This window comes from Aridibaculum aurantiacum (genome assembly GCF_017355875.1).
GTDB lineage: Bacteria > Bacteroidota > Bacteroidia > Chitinophagales > Chitinophagaceae > Segetibacter > Segetibacter aurantiacus.
Window position 1 is genome coordinate 774,731 of record NZ_JAFEWC010000001.1, and the last position, 24,317, is coordinate 799,047.

The window sequence follows — 24,317 nt, forward strand, 5'->3', positions numbered from 1 at the left end:
CAGGTTCACAAGCAGAAAAGTAGAAATGGCCTAGCTTCGCGGCATGGAAAATAAACGTGTAATCCTGGTCATAATGGATGGCTGGGGAATAGGTGGAAGAAAGGATGCCGATGCAATTCAAAATGCCAATGTTCCTTTTGTTTCTTCTTTATACAATTCGTATCCAAATACTACCCTTACTACCTGCGGCGAGGCTGTGGGTTTGCCTGAGGGCCAAATGGGAAACAGTGAAGTAGGTCACCTGAACCTGGGCGCAGGCCGCGTGGTTTACCAGGAACTGCAGCGAATAAATGTAGCTATCCGTACAGGTGAATTCCAGCAGAATGCTACTTTGCTTAATACTCTACGTTCTTCCAGGCAAAACGGTAAGCCACTGCACATCATGGGACTTGTGAGCGATGGTGGTGTACACAGTCATATAGAACACCTGAAGGCGCTGCTAACGGTCTGCGCAAATGAAGGTTTACAGGAAGTATATATTCATGCATTTACAGATGGTCGCGATACAGATCCTCGCGGAGGACTTGGCTACCTGACTGATCTTCAAAAACACATAGACACTACAGTAGGTAAAATAGCAACTGTATGCGGCAGGTATTATGCTATGGATAGAGACAAGCGTTGGGAGCGTGTGAAGAAGGCTTACGATTGCATGGTAAAAGGTATTGGTCATACAGCTCCTGGTGGTATAGAAGCTGTACAGCAGTCATACGATCACAACCTGACAGATGAATTTGTAGAACCTACCATTGTTGTAAATGAGGAAAACCAACCGGTTGCTACTATCAAAAATGGAGATGTGGTTATCTGCTTCAACTATCGTACGGACCGCTGCCGCGAAATATCGGAAGTGCTTACCCAGCAAGACCTGGTAGAGTACGATATGCAAAAGCTGGATATTGAGTATACCACGATGACCGAGTACGACAAAAGCTTCCGCAATGTCAACATCATTTTTTCTACCGACAACCTGAACAATACATTAGGAGAGGTGCTTGCGGCGCATGGTAAAAAACAGATCCGTATTGCTGAAACAGAAAAGTACCCGCATGTTACGTTTTTCTTTAGCGGCGGCCGCGAAATTCCTTTTGATGGAGAAAGCAGGATATTGATTCCATCTCCTAAAGTAGCTACATACGACCTGCAGCCAGAGATGAGCGCGGTAGAAATTACAGACTCTATTGTTCCGGAGCTGGAGGCAAAATCTGCGGATTTTATTTGCCTTAATTATGCAAATGCTGATATGGTTGGGCATACAGGCTATTTTTCTGCAGCTATAAAAGCGGTAGAAACAGTAGACGCTTGTGTAAAACGCGTAGTTACTGCAGCGCTTGCTAATGATTATACCGTATTCCTCACCGCCGATCATGGGAATGCTGACTTCATGGTAAATGAAGATGGCTCGCCTAATACGGCACATAGTCTTAATCCTGTTCCATTCTTTATCATCGACAATAATTTTAAAGGAGAAATAAAAGCTGGAAAATTGGGCGATATTGCACCAACCATTTTAAGCGTCATGAACCTGCCTGTGCCGGCTCAGATGACTGGTGAAATATTAATCAACCAATAACTATACATGAAGATTCTGAAGAAGCTACTGCTGGTACTACTGGTGGCCTTTATCATTATCCAGTTTTTCAGGCCTGAGAAAAACATTCAAACCACACCCTCTCCTAACGACCTGGTAGCACACTACACGGTGCCCGCCGATGTGCAGAATGTGCTGTACAAGGCTTGTTACGACTGTCATAGCAACCACACTAATTACCCGTGGTATGCTAATGTACAGCCGGTAGCATGGTGGCTTGATGATCATATACAGGAAGGTAAAAAAGAACTCAACTTCAGCGAGTTTGCAGGTTACAGGTTGCGCAGGCAGTACCACAAATTTGAAGAAACTATTGAGCAGGTAAAGGAAGGCGAGATGCCATTGGACTCTTATACTAAACTACATTCTGAAGCTAAGCTGACGCAGCAGGAGCGCGAACTTCTAGTTAGCTGGGCTGGCAATATGATGGAAAGTATGAGAGCCAAATACCCAATGGATAGCCTGGTAGCACCTAAAAAATAATCTTCATATACGTTCTTCAGAACAGCTGCCTTAAAATTACAGGCTATGGTCGCCAGGTAAGCTGATGAAGCCTGTGCAGTGGTAAGACCACTTTTTTCATATCATTGTAAGCATGAAGATAAAGCTATGCCTGTGGAGCATGGGCATGCTGCTATGCTCGTGCCTGTTGGCGCAAAAACTTCCAACCAACGATACATTGACAGGTGGATTGGATGAGGTGTTGGTGTCGGTAAATAAATGGGAACAGAAGCAAAACGAGATACCGAATACCATTGTGCGCATAGATATGCGTGATGCGCAGTTGCACAATCCTCAAACCGCTGCCGATCTTCTTACGCTTTCAGGTCATGTATTTATACAGAAAAGCCAGATGGGCGGAGGTAGCCCGATGATTCGTGGCTTTGCCACCAACCGCATACTGATTGTAGTAGATGGAGTGCGTATGAACAACGCCATCTTTAGAAGTGGCAACCTGCAGAATGTTATCAATATTGATCCGTTATCGGTGCAGAATGCAGAAGTGATCTTTGGCCCCGGCTCTATCATTTACGGTAGCGATGCCATTGGCGGCGTGATGGATTTTCACACTTTCACCCCGGTATTTAGTAAGGGAAAGAAGCCGCTGCTAAAGCTGAATAGTTTTACCCGTTTTTCATCTGCCAACAAAGAGCGCACAACTCACCTGGATCTTAATATCGCTTCGCAAAAATTATCCTTCCTTGCCAGTGCCACCTACAGCAACTTCAATGATCTGCGAATGGGAAAGAATGGTGGCGACGATAGTTACTTGAAGCTTTTTTATGTGGAGCGGGTAAATGGACTGGACACTGTTTTACCAAATCCTGATCCGTATGTTCAGCGGCCTACAGGTTATCATCAATGGAATGCATTGGCAAAGCTGCGTTATAAAGCTTCTGCCCAACTAGACCTTCAGTATGCTTATCATTATTCGGCTACAGGAAATATACCCCGCTATGACCGGCTGGTGGAAATGAATAATCAACTGCCTTCGTTTGCAGAATGGTTCTATGGTCCGCAGGTTTGGACGATGCACCAATTGCAGGCGCATTACAACAGGAGCAATCGTTTGTTTAATTCAGCACGGTTCATATTGTCGATCCAGAACTATGAAGAAAGCCGCAATGACCGGCGCTTTCGCAGTAATCAAATGCGTACGCAAACAGAAAGTGTAGCTATAGTGACCGCCAATCTTGATCTGAATAAGACGTTGGCTGAAAAGCACGAACTATTTTATGGCGTTGAATATGTTGCCAATAACGTTGGCTCTGTAGCATCCACTAGAAACATAGTGAGTGGAACTGTTGTTCCGGCGGCCACACGTTACCCCAACAATAGCACGTGGAATACAGCAGGTGTTTATGCGAGCTACAAGTACAATATCAACCGCCAGCTTACATTTACAACTGGGGCACGCTATAACCATGTATTCCTGCATGCACCTTTTGATACCTCATTTTTTAAGTTCCCATATAGCGAAGCATCATTGCAGCAAGGAGCAGTCACGGGTAGTGCAGGATTAGTATTCAGACCATCGGATCACTGGCAGTGGAATACTAATCTTTCTACTGGTTTTCGTGTTCCGAATATTGATGATATAGGTAAAGTATTCGACTCCGAAGCGGGTAATGTTATCGTTCCCAATCCTGCGTTACGCTCAGAGTATGCTTATAATTTAGACGTTGGTGTTGCTTATCATCAACCAAAGAAGTTTCGATTTGATGTTACCCTTTTCTACACCATCCTGAATGATGCGATAGTGAGACGTCCCTTCACCTTCAATGGAAAAGACAGCATAATGTATGAAGGCGTACGCAGCCGGGTACAGGCACTGCAGAATGTGGCACAGGCAACAGTATGGGGTGTGCAGGCAGGCTTTCAATATGATTTTGCAAAAAACCTTAGCTGGATAGTGCGTGGAAACTATATTGACGGCCGCGAAACGGACGACAATAATAACCGGCAAGTGAGGCTTAGGCATGCGCCTCCTTTCTATGGCAATAGCTCCATCAGGTATGCATCGGGTGATATTGCGCTAGAGGTAAATGGCCAATTCAATGGTGAAATAAGTGCAGCCAACCTGGCTCCTTCAGAACAAAGCAAGCCATTCATTTATGCACAGGATGTAATGGGCAGGCCGTATAGCCCCGGCTGGTATACCATCAACTATAAAAGCACCTACAAGGCTACTAAACATGTACAGGTGTCTTTTGGTATAGAAAATGTCACCAACCGCAGGTACAGGCCATATGCATCGGGGATAGTGGCTGCTGGTCGTAATTTTATTTTCTCGCTGAAGGCTGGGCTTTAAGCGCTTGCTCATATACTAACCAGCAACGGTGCATCTTTTATCTTTAGGGAATAGTATTTGTAAAATTTACCTTTCGTGAAGCACTACGATTATATCATTTCGGGGGCAGGCGCTGCAGGCCTCAGTTTGCTGATGCGAATGATGCAGCATAAGTATTTTGAAACAAAGAATATTCTTGTAGTAGATAAAGCTCCTAAAACTAAAAACGATCGTACATGGTGTTACTGGGAAAAACAACAAGGCCTATTCGATGTAGTTGTTCATCATAGATGGCAACAGGTAAATTTCTTCTCTGATCACTTTTCTTCGCAGCTTGATCTTTCGCCTTACCAATACAAGATGATAAGAGGCATTGACTTTTACAACCATGTTATTGCAGATGCTTCAACACGCGCCAACATCACTTTTTTATACGGCGAAGTAGAAGCGGTAGGTAATGAAGGTGCTAATGGTTTAGTAGTAGTAAATGGTGAAAGATATACAGCCAGCTATGTGTTCAATAGTATCCTGTTTTCGAAACCCGCTGTGCCTGCCGATAAGTATTTCCTGCTACAGCACTTCAAAGGATGGATGATTGAAACAGCAGCGCCTGCTTTTAATCCAACCATTGCTACTTTGATGGATTTTAGGGTGAGCCAGCAGCATGGAACAACATTCGTTTATGTGCTTCCTGTAGCTGCGAATAAAGCTTTGGTAGAATATACTTTATTTACAAAAGAACTACTACCACCCGACGATTACAACCAGGCATTGCAGCATTATATAAGCAGCAGGTTAGGTATAGAACAGTATGAAGTAACTGAAGAGGAGTTTGGAGCCATACCTATGACAAACATCAAGTTTGTAAAAAAGCTGGGTCGTGTTATAAATGTGGGAACGGCTGGTGGCCAAACAAAAGCAAGTAGTGGATACACTTTTCAATTTATTCAAAAGCAAACGCAGCAGCTGGTAGAAGACCTGGTATTTTCTGGAGAGATAAAACAGCATGATTCATTTTTTGAGCGCAGGTTCCAGTTGTACGACAGCACACTGCTAAATATTTTGCATAATAACAAGCTTGGCGGCGACAAGATATTTTCTGATCTCTTCAGGAAAAATGAACCAGCAAGGGTGCTGCGGTTTTTAGATAACGAAAGTGATATTGAAGATGAGATCAAAATTATGGCAAGTGTACCACCTGGTATTTTTATGAAAGCAGCCCTGCAGGAATTATTTAAATGATGCTGAAGAAGATGGAACACTTATTATAGAAAAGCAGAGGTTATTTAGAAACAGGAAATCAAATTCGCAATTCAATTTATCATTCATGGAAAAGATCATCACGCTTACACTGAACCCGGCTATAGATAAAAGCACCACTGTAAAATCAATAGCACCAGACAAAAAGTTGCGCTGTTCTGCGGCTAAATATGAGCCAGGTGGAGGCGGTGTAAATGTGTCAAGGGCGCTGCTTCGCCTCGATGTTCCTTCTACTGCTATATACCTGGCGGGCGGGCACAGTGGCAAGTTTTACCGTGACCTGCTGGATGAAGAAGGTGTTCAATCTGCCGTAGTAGAAATTGCAGGCAGAACCCGGGAAAATATGATAGTGGTGGATGAGTCTTCTAACCTTCAATACCGTTATGGGTTTCCTGGGCCAGAGATACAGGAGAGCGAATGGCAGCAGTGCCTGCAGATGATAGAGCAGAACAAAGAGGTAGAATACGTGGTAGCTAGTGGCAGTGTTCCTGCCGGCGTACCTGAAGATTTTTTTAATCGGCTTGCAATGCTTTGTAAGAAAATAGATGCGAAACTAATTGTTGACACATCTGGTGAGCCGCTAAAGCATGCAGTGGAGGAAGGTGTTTACCTGCTAAAGCCAAACCTGGGTGAGCTAAGTATGCTGCAGGGAGTGGAAGAATTGCACCAGGATGATGCTGTGGATGCAGCAAAAGAGATCATCAAAAACGGGGGCTGCCAGGTTATGATCATTTCTATGGGTGCATCAGGAGCTATGTTGGTAACTAAAGATGAATGCTTCAGTTCCCCATCGGTTTCAGTAAAAAAGAAAAGTACAGTAGGAGCCGGTGATAGTATGGTGGCAGGAACAGTAAAAGCCCTGTCGCTGGGCTGGCAGTGGATGGATGTACTCCAGTACGGTATTGCTACAGGTACTGCTACTACCATGAACCCGGGAACAGAGCTTTTTAAAAAAACGGATGTAGAGCGGCTATATAAGCAACTTAAAGAGCGTCGCCATTAGTGCCCCATTCCGTGGCTACAGTTCTTCATCATCATCATCGTCCTCTTCATCAAAATCTTCATAGAGTTCACCGTCGAGTTCGCTGATGATGTTGTCAATTATTCGTAAGCTTTTCCTGATGATATTCTTCTTGCGTTTTTTATCCTCAGGGCACATTAGCTCGGTATCTATCTCACTTACTGCAGCTATAGCGTAGTAAGCAGAGGATATATATTCTGACCGGGAGGTTGTTTCAAACTCCACAGAATCTTCCAGCGGTTCGTATGCATCATCCATTGTTGTCAGATCCTCTTTCATAGTATTTGTTTTTTGATATGGTAAGCAGAAGTCAATGAATAAAATAGAAAAAACATGCCAGCGATTTCTTGCCTGATTTTCAAAGGGAAGTGCTAATTGAGCTGATGGAATTTTTTTCTACATCTTAGACTGCAGGATCTACTAATGGAACGACTTTAATTAGAGAACTGTGTAACTGAATGGGATGCAATTGGGATGAATTAGATACTCATTCTAGAATATGTTTTTCTATCTGTTCTCCTAAAAGGTCAGCAAGTTCAGGATCTACTTTTTTATCCGCATTTACCAATGCTATACGCCAGCCAAAACCATAGTCGCCGGCATTTGGGGTAATGGTAAATTCGTACCTGTTATTGATAGAGATATCATAATAGATCACATTATTTTCCTGGCAGCATGGTTTTATCTCTGCTATTAAATGTTGATTGTCGTACAGAAGCTCCACGAAAAAAGGCTGCAGGTCCATAGTATTTTTCTATTGCTTGGCAGAATGTGTAAAAAGCACATGCCACCATAGTAGTAGTTATTTATTTACATAAAACAAGCTGCTATCACTAACGCAATAGCAGCTAAAAACAAATACTGAAAAAACTAAGGATGCAAATGCAAGGAAGATGAAACTACTTGCAAAACCAGGTGCATAATTGCCAACGCAGCAATCCAAAGTGTAAGGTTGTTCTGGATCTTCTTCTGGTTATAACTCCTTACACTTCTCGAAAGGATGATGTGCTGGTATTGGAAATAAACAAGGTGATAAGGCTTCCACGTCTTTTTCATATTCCAAACAAATAAAGAAGCCTTAGCAAAAAATATGGTGCAAATAATAATAGGCAGGTAACTATTCACCGTCAATAAAAACATGATCAGATTATCTAACATAGCGTGGGGGTTTAGTGGAGCAATATTACCAGCTTGTTGATAGTAATTTTACTTTAAAAGGGTGTAGAGACAACCGTAAAAGACAATAGTATTTTCCTTATATACTACTCGCTGTTTCGCAGGAATTACGGTATTTAATTTACCACGTACATATTGGTTGTTGTCTGCCATTCCGTATTCCATTGGTTTTTATCTATTTTGGATGTACAAAGTGAAACATATGCTGGTAAAGACATACGGTAGCGCGGTGTATGGAGTAGAGGCGATAACAATAACGATAGAAGTAAATGTAAGTGAAGGACAAGGTTACTTTTTAGTAGGCCTGCCGGATGGAGCAATCAAAGAAAGTCAGCAACGTATTGACAGCGCGATCAAAGGCAACGGCCTGCGCATGCCAAGGATAAAGATAGTGGTGAATATGGCGCCTGCAGATATTCGTAAAAGTGGTTCTGCATTCGATCTTCCTATAGCAATGGGCATATTGGGAGCCAGCGAACAACTGGAAAACCCTGAGCGGCTGAAGGAGTATGTGATCATGGGAGAACTTAGTTTAGATGGTACCATCCAACCTATAAAAGGTGGTCTGCCTATAGCCATACAGGCACGCAAAGAAGGATTTAAAGGACTGATAGTTCCGCAGGCAAATGCACGTGAAGCTGGTATGGTAAACAACTTGCAGGTTTATGGAGTAACGCACCTGCAGGAAGTATTGGATTTCTTCCAGGATGAAACGACGCTGAAGCCGGTAGATGTAAATACAAGAGAAGAGTTCTTTCATTCCCAGTACGATTTTGAACTGGACTTTACTGATGTAAAAGGGCAGGAGAATATAAAGCGAGCACTAGAGATTGCTGCTGCTGGTGGACATAATGCCATTTTGATTGGTCCGCCAGGGGCAGGCAAAACCATGTTGGCTAAACGGCTACCAACCATACTGCCACCTCTATCGCTGCAGGAGGCTTTAGAAACAACCAAGATCCATAGTGTAGCAGGAAAGCTTCCGGAAAATTCTTCGCTCATCAACAAGCGACCATTCAGGTCGCCACATCATACGATAAGTGATGTTGCGCTTGTCGGTGGAGGAGGCGTGCCACAGCCAGGTGAGATCTCGCTAGCTCATAATGGTGTCCTTTTTCTGGACGAATTGCCGGAGTTTAAACGAACCGTGTTGGAAGTAATGCGCCAGCCAATGGAGGAGCGGCGGGTGACTATTTCACGGGCAAAAGTGGCATTGGACTTTCCTGCTAATTTCATGTTGATCGCCAGCATGAACCCATGTCCATGCGGTTATTATAATCATCCAGAAAAAGAATGCACCTGCCCGCCAGGAGCCGTGCAGAAATACCTCAACAAGATCTCGGGTCCACTGCTGGATAGGATAGACCTGCATGTAGAGGTGACGCCGGTTTCTTTTAATGAGCTAAGCAACCAGAAGGTGGGTGAAGCATCCAATGCTATCAGGGAAAGAGTGATAAAGGCGAGGGAGATACAGGCGGAGCGTTATAAAGACTGTGCAGGAACTTATGCTAATGCACAAATGAGCAGTAAGCAACTGCGGGAGATATGCCAGGTAAACCAGGCAGGAGAAGGACTGCTGAAGAAAGCAATGGAGCGGCTAAGTCTTTCTGCACGTGCCTACGATCGAATTCTAAAAGTTTCACGCACCATTGCTGATCTTTCTGCCAGTGCTGATATAAAAATAGAACACCTAGCAGAGGCTATACAATACCGCAGTCTAGACAGAGAAGGATGGGCGGGGTGAGGGATCATCTGCCACCTCCTCCCATCACAGCTACAGCTTCCTGTAAATGAGCCGGTATTTGAAAACGGCTGGAGGATTCTGCAAATGCTTTTTTCAACATCTGCTTATTATATGCAGGTGAAAAAGCGGTGAATGATTTTGCAACATTGCCTTTTACAGCATCATTGATATCTAAAGAAAGTGGCTCCGCCTGTGCCGATAGATCGAAATCCTTCAATGCCAAAATTTTTACATTTTCATTAGCCACCGTTTTGAAATGAACCTGCTTGTTGGTGATGTCGTACACGATCTTCCATTTGGTAAAACTGCCTTGTGCAACAGCGTCAAGTGTTTTAAGACCATAACTTACTATGGGCTCTTTGGTATTGGCAGCCTGGTACTGCTGAACTCTTTTACATGCAGTAGTAAAGCGGCCATTCCTGTTGCTGTTATAATTTTTTAGCGACTCCTGGTAAGTATCATTTGCCAGGACAGGATAAGGAAGATCGGAACCTTTATGAACAACCATTTTGCCTTGCAGAAATTCAATTGTAGCTACTTTGCCACTGGCATCTGCTACCAGGTAATGTTGAGGTGTGCCTGTAGAAACAACACGCATCAGTTTATCTGAAGCAATCACTTCATCTATGGTGGCTGCATTATCAAGCTGGTATTGTATCCACTGCAGTACGCTTATAGATGGTCTTTCATCAGCCTTAGGGTATTCACTTTTATCAAGCCACATCAGTTCTACCACCAGTCCTTTTTCATTTATGCCTCCGTTTGGAAACTCTTTTCCAAACTGGTTGAAACTAATGCTGCCATACTTTGAGGTCCAGTTGAATTTCTTATTACCATCTAGCGGTAGCGATTGTTTTTTTATGCCACGAAGGTTCGTGTGCACTACTCCTGTGCCTGTCACCCAATCATAGTTTTTGCCAAAAATCATCTGCCCGTTTTTGTGCAGGAAAAATGTAGTACATGCGCTGGCAATATGGCTGGAGGAGAATATAAGAAGTAGAGCGAAAGCAATGAATTTTTTCATGCAAACAATATAAAAACTTATGTGCTGCCACGGGTAGAACAAAATCATAATCTTCTGAAACCTGCAGCCAGCAAGGGTTTTGTTAATTGCTAACCAAATAACATTTGCTGCACATCCTGCTGCTATTATTCCTCGTAAACTCGTACTATAAATAAAATACACGAGGAAAAGATCATGAAGAAGGGATACCGGTTTTTTATAGCACTTGTAGCAGCAGCAAGTGGATTAGCATCTTGCCAAAAAAATGTAGATGTGGTTGCTACGCCGCCTGCATCTTTTGTTCCGCAGCAAACGGCTGATTTTAAACTAAAAGACTCCACACTTATTTATTCAAAAGACATTTACCTGTGGTACAAACAAATTCCTACAGGTTTTGATGCCCAGCAGCATGCAACACCAGATGCTATAATGAAAGCATTGCGTAGCTATAGCAATGAACCAGGTTTCAGCCAGCCTGTTGACAGGTGGAGCTTTGCCTACAAACAGCAAGATTGGGATAATGTAAGTTCAGGTGCGTCACTTGATTTTGGTTTGAATGTCTTCTTTCTAGCTGAAGGAGATCTGCGGGTAAGGCATGTAGAACCAAACTCTCCTGCAGGTCGCGCAGGCATAAGAAGAGGATGGAAAATAAAATCGATCAATGGTAGTAGTAACATCACTACAGGAAATGCCAATTTCATTGTGTCAGCTATTTACCAGAGCAACACTGCGAACCTGGAATTTGAAAAACCGGGAGGTGTTGTTTCCACTATTAATCTAACGGCGGCTGCTTACCAGGATAAGCCTGTAGCTTTTGATAGTGTTTACCAGGCAGGAAGCAAAAAGTTAGGCTACATGGTCTTCAATTCTTTCCTGGGAGACACCACCCAGATCTACAACGATTTCAGGAGGGTGTTCAATGGCTTTAGCCATAGAGGTGTAAACGAACTGGTGGTGGATTTGCGCTACAATGGTGGCGGTTATGTAAGCGTGCAGGAAAAGCTTGCAAATTATATCATCAACAGTGCGCACAACGGGCAATTGATGATGACGCAGCAATTCAACGATAAATATACCCGCTACAATAGCTCTGTTTCTTTTAGAAAAGAGGGAAGCCTGAACCTGCAGCGTGTGTTTTTTATTGTGAGTAACAACAGCGCTTCAGCAAGTGAGTTGCTTATCAACAACCTGAAACCATACATGGATGTTCAGTTGGTTGGTCCGTCAAAAACATTCGGAAAGCCTGTTGGTTATTTCCCTATTCCTTTATACGACTGGTATATTTTCCCTGTGTCGTTCAAAACGGTGAATAAGAATGGCGAAGGCAATTATTACAATGGCTTCAGCTTGAATATTCAAACAGGTGATGGACTGGATAAAGATTATGGAGATGTGGCAGAAGGTGCTTTTGGAGCTATTATTCAAAGCTTCAATGCAGGAACTTATCGTAGTGTACAGCCGACTGGTAGAGAGATAGATCCAAGAGTTGAAAATGTAAACCGTTCGCTTGATCCAAACAGCTTCAAAGGAGCTATAGGTAAAAACAGGTTTTAAATAATAAATCTTATATATAATTACCTGCTGGATTTACTGCTGTTTGCGGTAAGCCCGGCAGGTAATTTTTTTTATAAAAAAGCTGCTGCCGATGGCACAGCCTTTCTTGATGAATTACTGTTTCTTCTTCCTGCAGGTTTTCTTCTGATTTGAAGTTCCTTTCACAACAGGTTTATTACCGAGCGTTGTTCTGTCAAAGATTTGCTTGCTGTCGGCGATGAATACATCAGCTTTTGCCGCTTCCGTTGCCTGGGCAGGATCCTTACTTAGCTGATCCATTTTCTTTGCTGGCGCCTGTGCCATAACCATTGCTGTGCTGAAGCAAGCAAAAACGAATAGGGTGAGTTTCTTCATGGATTTGTTTCTTTTTCTTCACGGAATTTAGTGCCATGTGTGGCAACCAGCTTGTTAAAGTAGCTCTCTCACCCGGTATGGCATATGTAGTTTGGGGAAAGATGTGCGGACTAATTTTTGCCTGAACGTACCATTATGGACTTTTCACCGCTTCAAGATTTTTTTGATCACATCTATGTTATCACTGTAGAAAGCGCCATCGACAGGCAGGCTAAAATGATTGAAAGCCTGGAGGGGCTTAAGTTTACCTTCTTTATCGGGGCTTATAAAAAGGACTTCACCATTGATGAATTAATAGAAGCAAACGTATATGACGAAGAGAAGGCAAAATCAATGCATCGCTTCGACAAGCCCATGAATACCACCCAGATAGGGTGTGCATGGACGCATCGGCTGGTGTACGAAGACATGCTGGAAAATAATTATAAGCGGGTGTTGATTTTAGAGGATGATATTGTTCCTAACAAAGAAGGGCTGAGCCAGGTGCAGGAAATGATCGGTGAATTGCCAAATGATTGGGAGCTGTGGTACCTGGATTTTCATAAGAACCTGCGCCGCAGCTTTAGTACCTGGTTGAAACAACAGGCATTGCATGTGCAGCATGTTATTGGTAAGCTAAAGTGGTCGCATAAGATGATCAATAACATGTATGCGAGAAAGTATAAGCCACATTTATTTAAAGCCGGGAACCATGAATTTGCCAGTGCATACGGTATCACCAGGTCAGCAGCAGAAAAATTAGTAAGGCTACAAACGCCATTGTGCTTTCAAAGCGACCACCTGCTGGCATATAGCTGTACCAATGAATTAGTACAAGGATATGTCAGCTTTCCTAAGGTCTTTCTTAACTCAGGGCAACTGGTTGATAAACGGACCAAGGAAAAATACGTGGTTGAGTAAAGTTTTTTCCTATAAGGTCAATGTGTTTTAGGTTTAAGTGAAAAAGAAGCCACTACTAATCTTGGGTAGGTTGGCCATGTCATAACATTCTTCTTCCATTCATTTGTGCATAATCATTTTATAAAGCACCTGGCACTTTACGTCAATGTCTGACTGCCCCCGCCGAATTGTGCATCCTTATAAGTAATTAATTTTACTACAAAGCACTTCCTCTCCATGGTGCAGCCACTTTGTCACAACCTCTCCACCCGTCATGATTCTTGATTAGAAGGGTTTTAATTCTGTAGTTTTAATTTTTCCTACAACACATGAAACTTCTTCTCCGCTACCTTAAGCCCTATAAATGGATGATCTTACTGGCCTTGTTACTGGCCTCTATCAACCAGGTTTTTTCTCTTTTTGATCCTATGTTGGTTGGTAAGCTCATTGATCGCTTTGCCAATCATCCTTATCATTATGATGCTGCTAAAACATTGCCCCGCGATAGGGAAGAATACATGTGGGGTGTGATGGGCTTGTTAGGATTACTGGTGGGTACAGCCATGGTTAGTCGCATAGCAAAAGCTTTCCAGGATTATACGGTGAATGTGATCATCCAGAAGTTTGGCGCAACAATATTCACAGATGGCCTCAGGCACAGTATGCGTTTGCCTTACCAGGATTTTGAAGACCAGCGCAGCGGCGAAACACTTTCCATATTAACCAAAGTAAGAGCCGATACAGAAAAGTTCATTGGCTATTTCATCAATGTACTTTTTGGGGTAATTGTAAGTTTCGTTTTTATTACCGTTTACGCAAGCAGCCGGCACTGGAGTATCATGCCTACGTTCTTAGGTGGTATCCTCATTCTAGCTTTCACTACAAATATTCTTAGCAAGAAGATAAAGATCATCCAAAAGAATATTGTAAAGGAGACTACTGCACTGGCTGGTACTACTACGGAAAGTTTGCGCAATATCGAACTGGTAAAAAGCCTTGGCCTTACTGAACAGGAAGTGGATAGGCTAAATAAGAATACCTACAAAATACTTGGTCTTGAACTGCGAAAAGTAAAGAGTATCCGCACCCTGAGTTTCATACAGGGAACGATGGTGAACTTTCTCAGGCAGATCATTACGTTCACCCTCATGTACCTCATCTTCCAGGATGTGCTTACCACAGGTGAACTGATAGCGATGCAGTTCTATAGTTTCTTCCTGTTTGGGCCACTACAGGAAATAGGTAACATCATTTTGAGTTACCGCGAGGCTGAGGCTTCTATTGGAAATTTTCATAACCTGATGCAAAAGCAGGTGGATAAAAAGCCTGAAAACCCGCAGCATATAGGAAGCATAGAAGAACTGGAATTTAAGGAGGTGTCTTTCCAACACCAGACGGCGCAATACAAAGCACTTGATGGAATAAGTTTCGACGTGAAGAAAGGTGAGACCATAGCTTTTGTGGGTCCATCAGGTGCAGGTAAAAGTACTTTGGTGAAACTGCTGGTTGGTTTGTATCGGCCGCAGGATGGAACCATCCGCTACAACAATATTGATGGACACCATCTTGATTTTGATGAGCTGCGCAACCAGATAGGTTTTGTTACGCAAGACACGCAACTGTTTGCCGGTACCATACGCGAAAACCTGGTATATGTAAAACCTGATGCAACAGATGATGAATTGCTGGATGTGCTGCGTAAAGCCAGCTGTACCTATTTACTTTCTCGTGCAGAGCATGGAATAAATACCGTGATTGGTGAAGGTGGTTTGAAGCTCAGCGGTGGCGAGAGACAACGCTTATCTATTGCGCGTTCGTTACTGCGACACCCGCACTTATTGATATTTGATGAAGCCACTTCATCGCTTGATAGCATAACTGAAGAAGAGATCACTTCCACCATTAAAAGCATTTCTAAAGAGAAGGAGCAGATCACTGTTTTGATCGCACACAGGCTTAGCACCATCATGCATGCAGACAGGATCTATGTGCTTGAGAAAGGAAGAATAGCTGAGACTGGAAGCCACCAACAGCTGCTAGACGAGAAAGGCCTATACTATGCAATGTGGCGGCAGCAAATTGGAGAGCGCAAAGCAGTGGCAGCACCTGCTACTGCTACTGCATAAAGTTTTCACGTTGTGATTGCTTGTTGAATTTCATATTTCACAAGCAATCAATTGTCTTTGCATAAATTGACAGGTATTAGATCTGAAGAAGCTTGTGATACTATCTTCTTCTTTTTCCGCCACCAGCTATCATATTATCTACAGAAAAACGGCCTGCTCCAAAAACCATAAGCGCCAGGTAAATAAGCAGGTAAAGCAATGCTTTTTCTTTGGTGGCAAAAGGATCGTTGGCATGTGCATGAAATGCTGCCACTGCCATCGTTATGAATAACACCAATGAAGCAAGACGTGTAGCAAATCCCATAGCTATGAAAATGGAGCAAACAAATTCTGCAAACACCACAAGAATAAAAGAAAAGGTTTGACCTACTCCAAAGGGATCAGCAAATTTTATATCTGCGGCACCAACCAATTTGGTAAACTTAGGTACACCATGCGTTAGCATAAAACCACAAACAGCAATTCGGATTATGAGCAACCAAAAATTTGCTTGTGCTGCATTCCACGATGTAGAGAAAAGACTTTTCATAGATTAGATATTAAAGCGGCAAGATACAAAGCCACACCATAAGTTGAAGCCATAGGTTAATTCCTGAAGTTCTGTGTTATCATCAACCCATGCCTGCCGCCATCAAGTACGCCAATGCCCAACCTTCCGTAAGCTTTATGTAAAATGTTTGCTCTGTGCCCCGGTGAGTTCATCAGGCCCTGGTGGCATATGCGCAATGTGGGTCCTAATGCTAGGTTTTCACCTGCAGTTAAAAAACGTACACCTGCTTTTCGTGCACGTTGAGCCGGTGTTTCATTCTCTTTATTTACGTGAGCAAAATATCCTTTGGCAAACATATCACGTGAATGTGCTCTTGCCACTTCCGTCATTTCAGGATCGGCCTTCAGCGGTTTCAGTCCTTCTTTTGCCCGTTCCTCGTTTACCATTTCCAGCATCTGCGCTTCCAGGTCAGGGCGTGGTTTAGGATTATCTACTGTAAACTTCAGATCATATGACTTGGTAGATTCCGGTTCTACTGTCAGGTTGTTGATGGTTTTACCAACAGCTTCATCGAACACCGGTGATAGTTTTTCATCTAGCCATTCTACACCCAGTGCCAGCCTGCCGGCAATCTTACTTTCTCTTGTTTTCTCACTTAATCCATCCGATAAGGGGAAGGCTAGTAACAATGCAGAAATGATGGTAGCATAAATAATCCCATTTACAAAACCCGGAACAGTGCCAAGCGCTTTGTTAGCAATATTGGCATGTGCCTGGGGTGGGGTAGTGGCAAAAAAACGGGCTGTTATTTTCCCAAGAATGATTCGTGCAATAATTAGTGCTATGAAAAATGATATAGGGTAATTCCATACACCAATATTGGGAAAACCTTTTTCTATGAGAGCGGCTATGTATTGGTACCCCCAGAAGGCAAGCAGCAAGCCTGCCACCCATGATATCAGCTCTATACTTCCTACGATAAACCCGCGCACATAGCCACCATATACAGCCAGTAATATGATAATAAAGAGAAAGAAGTCAATTAAATTCATAGCCTTTTTATTTCATATTCATAAAAGATGTACCAACAACTGCAGGTGGTTCATTTTCATTCACCCAGAAGAAAAAATATTTTTCCTTTTCACCTGCACTGCTACATTTGCACCCGGTTTGGTTTCCGCAAGGGCGGAATGAAAAGGGAAGCCGGTGTAAGTCCGGCGCTATCCCCGTAGCTGTATGTTGCTTTTCAGAATGAAATTTTGAGTAACTGTTGAACATTGGCCACTGTCAGTAAAATGATGGGAAGGCGTTCAGCAGGCAACGAGCCAGAAGACCTGCCATACCAATTATTTAATCACCGGGCTTTCGGGCGAAAAGCTGGAGATGTGAGTGTCTTGTGTTCAGAGACGTTGCATTTCTTTCCTGTTTTCCGAAGGCTCATAGTCAAAAATGAACAAATTGCTATGAGCAAGAAATTTTACCTTCTTTCTCTACTTACTGCATCAGCCTTGGGCTTGCATGCACAATCAGTAGACACTACACGTTCATCTGTATTGGATGAAGTGGTAGTAACCGCAAATAAACTTCCGCAAAAACAAAGTACTACCGGCAAGGTTATCAGTGTTATTACCAAAGAACAGATAGAGCAGAACAGCGGCCGTACGCTTCCTCAATTGCTGAACGAACAGGCAGGATTAACCATCAATGGTGCGCTGAACAACATGGGCAGCAACCAGACTGTGTACATGCGTGGTGCTTCATCTGGACGTACACTTATTTTGGTAGATGGTATTCCTATCAGCGATCCATCATTCATCCAAAACGATTTCGACATCAACCTCTTTAGCCTGAACAATATTGAGCGCATCGAGATTTCGCGTGGTGCACAGTCTACCTTATACGGTTCTGATGCGGTGGCTGGTGTTATCAATATCATTACGCTAAAAAAAGACATTACCAAACCTGTACATGTAGCAGCAACGGTTGCTGCAGGCAACTATGGCACCTTTAGAGGCAACCTGCAGTTGTTCGGTAAGCTTGGTAAATTTACCTACACCACGCGTTATGCAAAAATGCTTACCAATGGTTTTTCATCAGCACACGACAGCACCGGTAAAGCAAACTTTGACAATGATGGCTATAACAGCGATGTATTCAATACTTCGGTGCAGTACCAGGCGAATGAGAACCTGTCGTTCCGCACTTTCATACAAGAAAGCAGGTATAAAACAGACCTGGATGCTGGCCTGTTTACTGACGAAAGAGATTATACAACTAACAGCAAACTGTTGATGACAGGTGCTGGTTTCCATTTCAGGAAAAACATTGTAAGCATTACAGGTAACTACCAATACAGCGAGAACCGCAGGAACTACCTGAATGATAGTGTTCATATTGCAGGTTTCAGCACGTATTCTACAGACAACTTCAATGGACGTTCGCAATTTGCAGAGCTTTACAGTAGTATAGAGCTAAGTAAGAATGTTACATTTTTGCAAGGTGCAGACTACCGCTTCAATAGCATGAACAGTCATTTTTATTCACTCAGCGGCTGGGGACCTTACGAGTCATCTTTCAGCGATACATCCGTTAGCCAGTCATCACTGTACGGCTCGTTGCTTGTGCGCGATAACAGCCAGAAGCTAAATATAGAAGTAGGTGCTCGTTTGAATGTGCATTCACGTTATGGCAGCAATCATACTTTTACTTTCAATCCTTCGTACAGCATCACCAACCAGTTCAGGGTATTTGGTAGTATAGCTACAGGTTTTAAAGCGCCTACGCTTTACCAGTTGTATTCTTCCTTTGGTGTAAGAGACCTGAAGCCTGAACGTTCTACCAATTACGAACTGGGACTACAGCACCAGCATGAAGTGGCTAATAGCCGCATCGTGTATTTCCACCGCGACATAAAAGATGGAATTGATTTCAACAACTTCAACTTTAGGTATTACAACTTCATCAGCCAGAAAGTAAATGGTGTAGAATTGGAAACAGTTGTTCGTCCTACTACCGCTCTTACCCTTTCAGCTAACTATACTTATCTAAACCCTGAAGAGGTTTCGCAAAGCCGCGTTACTTTCAAGGATACAACCTACTCGCATTTGTTGCGCAGGCCAAAGCACAACCTGAACATTGCTGCAGGTTACCAGTTCACCAAAGCTTTGCATGTACGTGTAGCAGGTAAGTATGTAGGAAGTCGTTTTGATGCAGGTGGTTACCAGGCGAATGATATCAAGCTTGACAGCTATTTTTTGCTGAACGCTTATGCTGAATACAAACTGCGTGATACCTGGACTTTCTTCCTTGATGCTCAAAACATCACCAACACCAGGTTCTTCGATATACGCGGTTACAACTCTATACCAACTTTGGTTACAGGAGGTGTAACATTTAAATTGTAATTCACCAGGAAAATATAATGAAAGCCGGTAGCAATGCCGGCTTTTTTGTACCATCAAATTAGCTGCTATGGGTGTACACGAAATGAAGACCTGCCCCGCTTGCAAGAACACATTTGAGTGCAAGGCAAACAACATAGCGCACTGCCAATGTACCCAGGTTGTGCTGCCGGTAAAGGTGATGGATACAATAAAAAAATCTTACGACGACTGCTTGTGTCTTGCCTGTTTACAGCAGTTGGTAAATGATGCTGGCAAAACAAAAGACAACCTGCGGCAGAAGTAGCAGCAATTTTATATTTGCACCCAAACCTGCTTTATGAAGTTCGATCTCCAGCAATTCCTCACGGTTAGCTTTACTTTATTTGCTGTGATAGATGCCATAGGATCTATCCCTTTGTTTATCTCATTAAAAGCAAAAATGGGCGGCATACGGGAGCTGCGAGCTACACTTATTTCAGGCGCACTGATGATCGCCTTCCTCTTCATGGGCGAGCCGTTTCTTACCCTCATGGGTGTAAACATCAGCTCGTTTGCAGTGGGCGGTTCTATTGTAATCTTCCTGCTGGGGTTAGAGATGGTACTGGGCCACGAGATATTCAAAAGCGAGAAAGACGCACGTGCCGGAACGCTGGTGCCTATTGCTTTTCCTGTTATTGCCGGGGCAGGCACGCTTACCACCATCATGTCGCTAAAGGCCAACTACGCACAGATAAACATACTGCTGGCGATATTGGTCAACCTGATACTGGTGTATATCGTGCTAAAGTCGCTACGTCTCATAGAACGTGCATTAGGTCCTGCCGGTCTGATAGCTGTGCGCAAATTCTTCGGCGTGATCCTGTTGGCCATAGCAGTAAAGATATTCAGCACCAACATGGGCGACTTTGGTAAGTAACAATTACTTTTGCGCCTGCTGCTTCGCAAAGTTAATGTATGGTACCAGCTGTAGCACAAGGCTCAGCATTGTTGTGTCACTCACTTGTACGGCATAATAAAGAGCAGCAAACAGGCCTCGTAGTACAATGGATAGTATAAGAGTTTCCGAAGCTCCAGATCCAGGTTCGATTCCTGGCGAGGCCACTACTGCTTTCGGTTTTAGTTAATACAACCAGTATCGTTGATGCTGTTATAATCCCGGCCAAGGGGGGATAAATTATTCAAGATTATCCAGCACCTGTATAACAGCTCGTATCAATTCAGCTTGTTCGTTATTTGGTTCATTATGGCTTCCTATGATCGCCCTGTAGTTCCTCTCTTCATCAGGTTCAAACAAAACTTGCACACCGTCTATATCTACTTCAATTCTATGGATATATCCATACTTGATTAGTTTGGCTGCAAAGCTGTATTCTTTACCCTTACAGGTTATGGGTATTTCAATAGTGTCGTCCATTATGGTGAAGCTAAGGTCTTGCCAGGTTAGTTATGCGTGATTGTTGTTCTCATGCACCTTAAAGTTGACTTGTGTATGACAAGATCAAATACAACTTTAGGAGTGGTTAATACTTACCAATCCTCCAGTAAGAAAGAAAATTAACTTGACAGACATTGTCAGCAGCTGCAATAGTATGCAGATGCTCTTGCTGGTGCTAATAATAGGAGAAGTCATTATTTACCTGACAAATACCGCTCATACTCCACCGATGCAAGAATGAATGTACCTATTGCCTTGCCTTCATTTTTTACAACGGTAACATCTGGTCCGCACAGGTAGTAGTTGACTGTACCCGTACGTGCAGGATTGCTGGCTGGTCCTAAACCTGCAGATGCACATACTTGAATGATGTCAACGCTGCTGCCTTCTTTGCGTGCAAAGTTCTTAAGTAAACCTTCGTAGGCTTTTTCAGCTGTTTGCCTGTAGGTGCGTTTGTCCAGCAGGCCCAGGCGCATCCCTTTTAAGTATGCATAGGTAAAGATGGATGAGCACGATGCCTCCAGGTAATTTGCCATCGTGCATGCATTGTAGGTCTTACCGTTTACAACGTCGCCTGTGCCATCGCCGCGCATGGTGGAGTCGTATTGCAGCAATTGGTACCAAACACCCGATTGTTTGTCCTGCCATCTCTTTAAGCCAGCAGCTACTTCATTAAATATTTTGTGAATGGCTGCATAATCAGGATGATCCTTTGGCATCAGTTCCAGCACATCTACAAGGGCTGCAAAATACCAGCCCATTCCACGTCCCCAGAACTCTTTGCTTGCGCCGGTAAATGGTTCGTTTTTATTTGCCCAGAACGAATTAGGATCGTTGGGTGTAGCAGACCATGCATGATAGTTCAGTTGTTTGGCGGCGTCATAGGTATGCTTATGCAGTATCTTAAATTGATGCGCAATATCTGTCCAGCTCTGCTGGTGTTCTGCGTTATTACCTGCACCAAATGCAGTTTGCCATAGTGCATATACTGGCGCCCCCATGTACAAGCCATCCAGCCACATCTGGTTTGGATACTGCGCTTTGTGCCAAAATCCGCCAGCGCCGGGTAATCCTTCTTTTATTCGTGCATGATCATGTTTCAGTTTGTTGCGGATGAGTGTCAGCGCATTTTTATAACGCTCTGCATCTTTTGTATTGCCTTTTTTCAGTTCCTCCGTATACAGCGTTAAGAAAATTCTGCCGGCAGCGAGATCATCGATATTACTTGGCCCTAATGCTGACTTCCCACCTGAATGAACAATTTGAGAACCGTCCTGGCTGGTACTTTTATCAGCAAATGCTTTCACTGCATTGTAATATTCCATTTTGTCAGGGTACTGCTCCCACGCTTTCAGCACCGAAAAAGCTATCAGTCCTGTCACGTAATCCCAGCCGGTAGTTGCCAATTGTTCGTGATGAACTTTATTGGTATAAAAGTCTTTCAGTCCATGCGACTCTACCATTTGCTGCGACCATTTTTCCCCTTGCGCAACTGCCTTTTGGTTACGGGAAGAAGTGCAACTGCTAAAGATGAGCAGCGTATATACTAGGGTGATGCAGGTAAGCTTTGACGACTGAATTATGAAGCGGTGTTTATTCATAGTAAGCATATAAAAGTTTTTAAATTATAACCCTGCGAATACATACTGGCAGGTGATCACACTGTTATCCTTCCTTGCAAAGGAACCAAAAAGCCGGAAAAATAACTTGAAGATTTATTGAGTGTAAGTTAACAAGCCATCTCCTGTATCCCTGCATTATTGCAAAACACTACAGAATAATCCATCAATTCAGTCAAATCTTTCATTTTTACGCGTACCACCTTGCGCTACTTTTACGGAAGTAGATTGAGCTCTCGGAACATGAATTCCGGAGCCACCTGTAACCGTTGCTGTCTGATAAATAACCATATGAAGTTCGATGCACTACTTGCATTTCAAAACCTCTTATAGTTCTCTTTCTCACTACAACAACCGGTACACAAACAAAATTTTCTCAAGCAAGCAAGCAATACCAGGGCGTTGTCTTCACTTCAGCCCTTTCTTTTTTCATCTTGCTAAAGTCAAAGATTGAAGCCATGTTTAAACCTCTTCGAAACAAAGTTTTTTTAGCGCTATCCTTACTATTCAGTGCATCTATATATATACCTGTGCAGGCACAGCAAATTGCTTTTCCCGGCGCCGAAGGATTTGGTAAATATGCATCAGGTGGTCGTGGAGGTAAAGTGGTAGAAGTAACCAATCTTAATGATGATGGTGAAGGAAGTTTTCGTCATGCGCTTCAGCAGCATCCAGATGATCCGATCACTGTTGTTTTCCGCACTTCTGGTTTGATCGATCTGAAAACGCCTCTTGTTATTCGCAGGTCAAATGTTACCATAGCTGGTCAGACAGCACCAGGTGATGGGATCTGTTTAAAAGGAAATTCTTTTATCATAAGTGGCGCCGGTAAAGGCGGTAATAAAGGGAACATTATAGTAAGGTATATCAGGTCAAGGCCAGGCGGCACCGACAAAAAAGGCTTGTATGGTTTTGATATGGAGAACTGCCATAATGTAATTATCGATCATTGCTCATTTAGCTGGGCCAACGAAGAGGTTGCTGCTATGTACGATACCAAGAATACTACCGTTCAATGGAGCATTGTAAGTGAAGGATTGTACGAGGCGGGACACCAGAAAGGTCACAGGTCGTACGGTGGTGTTTGGGGCGGACAATATGCTAGTTACCATCACAACCTGCTTACAAATCTTAACAGCCGGGCAGTTCGCTTCAATGGTTCACGTGCACATGATACGGTTGCTCTAATTGACTATAGAAATAACATTATCTACAACTGGGGTAGCGCCAATGCACCATATGGTGGCGATATGAAGATCAAGGGCGGTGTGTCACAGGTAAACATGGTCAACAACTACTACATCCCAGGACCTGCTACTGCCATTACCTTGAAGTTTATGCAGGCACTACATGCAGGCGATGCATCAACCGGTACTGGTGAATGGTATTTATCAGGCAACATCATGGAAGGTGATAAAGCATTGACCAAAGACAATTACAAAGGACTGGATCTTTCAAAAATACCAGAGCAGGATAGAAGTAAAGCAATAGCTAAATCTCCTTTCGCTGTAACCGCCGCCATCGCAGATCAATCAGCAAAAGATGCTTACAAAGCAGTCTTAGCAAATGCTGGTGCTACTTTTCCTAAACGTGATGCTGTAGATGAAAGAGTGGTGAATGAAACAAAAACCAAAACAGCAAAAGGCATGGGTGTATTTGGCAAGCCAGGTATCATTGATAGCCCCGAAGCTGTAGGCGGATGGCCTGTTTACAAAACTGCTGCGGCTCCGGTAGATACCGATCATGACGGTATGCCTGATGAATGGGAGAAGAAGAATAAACTAGATCCTAACAACCCTGAAGACAGGAACAATGTAGGACCTGATGGATATACAATGCTTGAGAAATACCTGAATAGTCTCGTAACCAAGTAGTGTAAAAGAACGAAACG

22 protein-coding genes, 1 tRNA gene and 1 riboswitch are annotated in these 24,317 nt (G+C 43.3%); of the genes, 14 read left to right on the top strand and 9 right to left on the bottom strand.

What is annotated here, in order from left to right; all coding sequences use genetic code 11:
* The first annotated feature begins 43 nt into the window (after positions 1–43).
* The 5 genes from gpmI (at position 44) to J4N22_RS03370 (ending at position 6,645) form a co-directional block, all read left to right on the top strand.
* Positions 44–1,573 (top strand): 2,3-bisphosphoglycerate-independent phosphoglycerate mutase, encoded by a 1,530-nt coding sequence (gpmI, locus tag J4N22_RS03350; protein WP_207492293.1) that lies wholly within the window; start codon positions 44–46, stop codon positions 1,571–1,573.
* A 6-nt stretch (positions 1,574–1,579) separates the two neighbouring features.
* Positions 1,580–2,074: a heme-binding domain-containing protein gene (locus J4N22_RS03355; RefSeq protein WP_207492294.1), complete on the top strand. Its 495-nt coding sequence runs from the start codon at positions 1,580–1,582 to the stop codon at positions 2,072–2,074.
* A gap of 112 nt (positions 2,075–2,186) precedes the next feature.
* Entirely contained in the window at positions 2,187–4,403 is a 2,217-nt protein-coding gene (locus J4N22_RS03360) for a TonB-dependent receptor plug domain-containing protein (RefSeq protein WP_207492295.1), read from the top strand.
* A 75-nt stretch (positions 4,404–4,478) separates the two neighbouring features.
* Entirely contained in the window at positions 4,479–5,624 is a 1,146-nt protein-coding gene (locus J4N22_RS03365; RefSeq protein WP_207492296.1) for a lycopene cyclase family protein, read from the top strand.
* Positions 5,625–5,709: 85 nt separating this feature from the next.
* Complete coding sequence (locus tag J4N22_RS03370; protein ID WP_207492297.1) at positions 5,710–6,645, top strand: 1-phosphofructokinase family hexose kinase; 936 nt, start codon at positions 5,710–5,712, stop codon at positions 6,643–6,645.
* A gap of 15 nt (positions 6,646–6,660) precedes the next feature.
* Here J4N22_RS03370 and J4N22_RS03375 read toward each other — a convergent pair whose 3' ends face one another.
* From J4N22_RS03375 to J4N22_RS03385, 3 genes are all read right to left on the bottom strand, one after another.
* Positions 6,661–6,942 carry a hypothetical protein gene (locus J4N22_RS03375; RefSeq protein WP_207492298.1) on the bottom strand — a complete coding sequence of 94 codons (282 nt, stop codon included), beginning with the start codon at positions 6,940–6,942 and terminating at the stop codon, positions 6,661–6,663.
* Positions 6,943–7,150: 208 nt separating this feature from the next.
* On the bottom strand, positions 7,151–7,408 hold the full coding sequence (locus J4N22_RS03380) for a hypothetical protein (protein ID WP_207492299.1): 258 nt from the start codon (positions 7,406–7,408) through the stop codon (positions 7,151–7,153).
* A gap of 125 nt (positions 7,409–7,533) precedes the next feature.
* Complete coding sequence (locus J4N22_RS03385; RefSeq protein WP_207492300.1) at positions 7,534–7,821, bottom strand: hypothetical protein; 288 nt, start codon at positions 7,819–7,821, stop codon at positions 7,534–7,536.
* Between the two features lie 220 nt (positions 7,822–8,041).
* On the opposite strand from J4N22_RS03385, the gene J4N22_RS03390 reads away from it, so the two are divergent.
* The gene (locus J4N22_RS03390; RefSeq protein ID WP_207492301.1) at positions 8,042–9,583 is read left to right on the top strand and encodes a YifB family Mg chelatase-like AAA ATPase; all 1,542 of its coding nucleotides are present in this window, start codon (positions 8,042–8,044) and stop codon (positions 9,581–9,583) included.
* 4 nt (positions 9,584–9,587) lie between these two features.
* Here J4N22_RS03390 and J4N22_RS03395 read toward each other — a convergent pair whose 3' ends face one another.
* Positions 9,588–10,607 carry a linear amide C-N hydrolase gene (locus J4N22_RS03395; protein ID WP_207492302.1) on the bottom strand — a complete coding sequence of 340 codons (1,020 nt, stop codon included), beginning with the start codon at positions 10,605–10,607 and terminating at the stop codon, positions 9,588–9,590.
* Between the two features lie 174 nt (positions 10,608–10,781).
* On the opposite strand from J4N22_RS03395, the gene J4N22_RS03400 reads away from it, so the two are divergent.
* The gene (locus tag J4N22_RS03400) at positions 10,782–12,140 is read left to right on the top strand and encodes a S41 family peptidase (RefSeq protein WP_207492303.1); all 1,359 of its coding nucleotides are present in this window, start codon (positions 10,782–10,784) and stop codon (positions 12,138–12,140) included.
* Positions 12,141–12,254: 114 nt separating this feature from the next.
* On the opposite strand, the gene J4N22_RS03405 is transcribed toward J4N22_RS03400, so the two are convergent.
* Positions 12,255–12,494: a hypothetical protein gene (locus J4N22_RS03405; protein WP_207492304.1), complete on the bottom strand. Its 240-nt coding sequence runs from the start codon at positions 12,492–12,494 to the stop codon at positions 12,255–12,257.
* Positions 12,495–12,629: 135 nt separating this feature from the next.
* On the opposite strand from J4N22_RS03405, the gene J4N22_RS03410 reads away from it, so the two are divergent.
* Positions 12,630–13,394 (top strand): glycosyltransferase family 25 protein, encoded by a 765-nt coding sequence (locus J4N22_RS03410; protein WP_207492305.1) that lies wholly within the window; start codon positions 12,630–12,632, stop codon positions 13,392–13,394.
* Positions 13,395–13,702: 308 nt separating this feature from the next.
* Positions 13,703–15,499, top strand: coding sequence for an ABC transporter ATP-binding protein (locus tag J4N22_RS03415; protein WP_207492306.1), 1,797 nt, complete (start codon positions 13,703–13,705; stop codon positions 15,497–15,499).
* Between the two features lie 100 nt (positions 15,500–15,599).
* On the opposite strand, the gene J4N22_RS03420 is transcribed toward J4N22_RS03415, so the two are convergent.
* Together J4N22_RS03420 and J4N22_RS03425 are read right to left on the bottom strand one after the other, a co-directional pair.
* Entirely contained in the window at positions 15,600–16,028 is a 429-nt protein-coding gene (locus tag J4N22_RS03420) for a DoxX family protein (RefSeq protein WP_207492307.1), read from the bottom strand.
* A 56-nt stretch (positions 16,029–16,084) separates the two neighbouring features.
* On the bottom strand, positions 16,085–17,041 hold the full coding sequence (locus tag J4N22_RS03425; RefSeq protein ID WP_207492308.1) for a CvpA family protein: 957 nt from the start codon (positions 17,039–17,041) through the stop codon (positions 16,085–16,087).
* Positions 17,042–17,143: 102 nt separating this feature from the next.
* Positions 17,144–17,345, top strand: a riboswitch (cobalamin riboswitch).
* Positions 17,346–17,452: 107 nt separating this feature from the next.
* Between J4N22_RS03425 and J4N22_RS03430 the strand changes: the two genes are divergently transcribed.
* From J4N22_RS03430 to J4N22_RS03445, 4 genes are all read left to right on the top strand, one after another.
* Positions 17,453–19,393 (top strand): TonB-dependent receptor plug domain-containing protein, encoded by a 1,941-nt coding sequence (locus tag J4N22_RS03430; RefSeq protein ID WP_207492309.1) that lies wholly within the window; start codon positions 17,453–17,455, stop codon positions 19,391–19,393.
* A gap of 67 nt (positions 19,394–19,460) precedes the next feature.
* On the top strand, positions 19,461–19,676 hold the full coding sequence (locus tag J4N22_RS03435) for a cysteine-rich CWC family protein (RefSeq protein WP_207492310.1): 216 nt from the start codon (positions 19,461–19,463) through the stop codon (positions 19,674–19,676).
* A 33-nt stretch (positions 19,677–19,709) separates the two neighbouring features.
* Positions 19,710–20,288: a MarC family protein gene (locus J4N22_RS03440; protein WP_207492311.1), complete on the top strand. Its 579-nt coding sequence runs from the start codon at positions 19,710–19,712 to the stop codon at positions 20,286–20,288.
* Between the two features lie 113 nt (positions 20,289–20,401).
* Positions 20,402–20,473: transfer RNA gene (locus J4N22_RS03445), tRNA-Arg, on the top strand.
* Between the two features lie 73 nt (positions 20,474–20,546).
* On the opposite strand, the gene J4N22_RS03450 is transcribed toward J4N22_RS03445, so the two are convergent.
* Positions 20,547–20,786 carry a hypothetical protein gene (locus J4N22_RS03450; RefSeq protein WP_207492312.1) on the bottom strand — a complete coding sequence of 80 codons (240 nt, stop codon included), beginning with the start codon at positions 20,784–20,786 and terminating at the stop codon, positions 20,547–20,549.
* Positions 20,787–21,001: 215 nt separating this feature from the next.
* Positions 21,002–22,408 (bottom strand): glycoside hydrolase family 88/105 protein, encoded by a 1,407-nt coding sequence (locus J4N22_RS03455; RefSeq protein ID WP_207492313.1) that lies wholly within the window; start codon positions 22,406–22,408, stop codon positions 21,002–21,004.
* Positions 22,409–22,884: 476 nt separating this feature from the next.
* Here J4N22_RS03455 and J4N22_RS03460 point away from each other — a divergent pair, with 476 nt between their 5' ends.
* Positions 22,885–24,300 (top strand): pectate lyase family protein, encoded by a 1,416-nt coding sequence (locus J4N22_RS03460; RefSeq protein WP_207492314.1) that lies wholly within the window; start codon positions 22,885–22,887, stop codon positions 24,298–24,300.
* Positions 24,301–24,317: the final 17 nt, after the last annotated feature.

Bases quoted from the DNA above. Each gene is read 5' to 3' on its own strand.
- J4N22_RS03360 (WP_207492295.1), top strand. From the start codon at position 2,187: ATGAAGATAAAGCTATGCCTGTGGAGCATGGGCATGCTGCTATGCTCG.
- J4N22_RS03390 (WP_207492301.1), top strand. From the start codon at position 8,042: ATGCTGGTAAAGACATACGGTAGCGCGGTGTATGGAGTAGAGGCGATA.
- J4N22_RS03420 (WP_207492307.1), bottom strand. From the start codon at position 16,028: ATGAAAAGTCTTTTCTCTACATCGTGGAATGCAGCACAAGCAAATTTT.
- J4N22_RS03405 (WP_207492304.1), bottom strand. From the start codon at position 12,494: ATGAAGAAACTCACCCTATTCGTTTTTGCTTGCTTCAGCACAGCAATG.
- J4N22_RS03400 (WP_207492303.1), top strand. From the start codon at position 10,782: ATGAAGAAGGGATACCGGTTTTTTATAGCACTTGTAGCAGCAGCAAGT.
- J4N22_RS03425 (WP_207492308.1), bottom strand. From the start codon at position 17,041: ATGAATTTAATTGACTTCTTTCTCTTTATTATCATATTACTGGCTGTA.
- J4N22_RS03435 (WP_207492310.1), top strand. From the start codon at position 19,461: ATGGGTGTACACGAAATGAAGACCTGCCCCGCTTGCAAGAACACATTT.
- J4N22_RS03380 (WP_207492299.1), bottom strand. From the start codon at position 7,408: ATGGACCTGCAGCCTTTTTTCGTGGAGCTTCTGTACGACAATCAACAT.
- J4N22_RS03455 (WP_207492313.1), bottom strand. From the start codon at position 22,408: ATGAATAAACACCGCTTCATAATTCAGTCGTCAAAGCTTACCTGCATC.
- J4N22_RS03355 (WP_207492294.1), top strand. From the start codon at position 1,580: ATGAAGATTCTGAAGAAGCTACTGCTGGTACTACTGGTGGCCTTTATC.
- gpmI (WP_207492293.1), top strand. From the start codon at position 44: ATGGAAAATAAACGTGTAATCCTGGTCATAATGGATGGCTGGGGAATA.
- J4N22_RS03375 (WP_207492298.1), bottom strand. From the start codon at position 6,942: ATGAAAGAGGATCTGACAACAATGGATGATGCATACGAACCGCTGGAA.
- J4N22_RS03395 (WP_207492302.1), bottom strand. From the start codon at position 10,607: ATGAAAAAATTCATTGCTTTCGCTCTACTTCTTATATTCTCCTCCAGC.
- J4N22_RS03410 (WP_207492305.1), top strand. From the start codon at position 12,630: ATGGACTTTTCACCGCTTCAAGATTTTTTTGATCACATCTATGTTATC.
- J4N22_RS03415 (WP_207492306.1), top strand. From the start codon at position 13,703: ATGAAACTTCTTCTCCGCTACCTTAAGCCCTATAAATGGATGATCTTA.
- J4N22_RS03450 (WP_207492312.1), bottom strand. From the start codon at position 20,786: ATGGACGACACTATTGAAATACCCATAACCTGTAAGGGTAAAGAATAC.
- J4N22_RS03370 (WP_207492297.1), top strand. From the start codon at position 5,710: ATGGAAAAGATCATCACGCTTACACTGAACCCGGCTATAGATAAAAGC.
- J4N22_RS03460 (WP_207492314.1), top strand. From the start codon at position 22,885: ATGTTTAAACCTCTTCGAAACAAAGTTTTTTTAGCGCTATCCTTACTA.
- J4N22_RS03440 (WP_207492311.1), top strand. From the start codon at position 19,710: ATGAAGTTCGATCTCCAGCAATTCCTCACGGTTAGCTTTACTTTATTT.
- J4N22_RS03385 (WP_207492300.1), bottom strand. From the start codon at position 7,821: ATGTTAGATAATCTGATCATGTTTTTATTGACGGTGAATAGTTACCTG.
- J4N22_RS03430 (WP_207492309.1), top strand. From the start codon at position 17,453: ATGAGCAAGAAATTTTACCTTCTTTCTCTACTTACTGCATCAGCCTTG.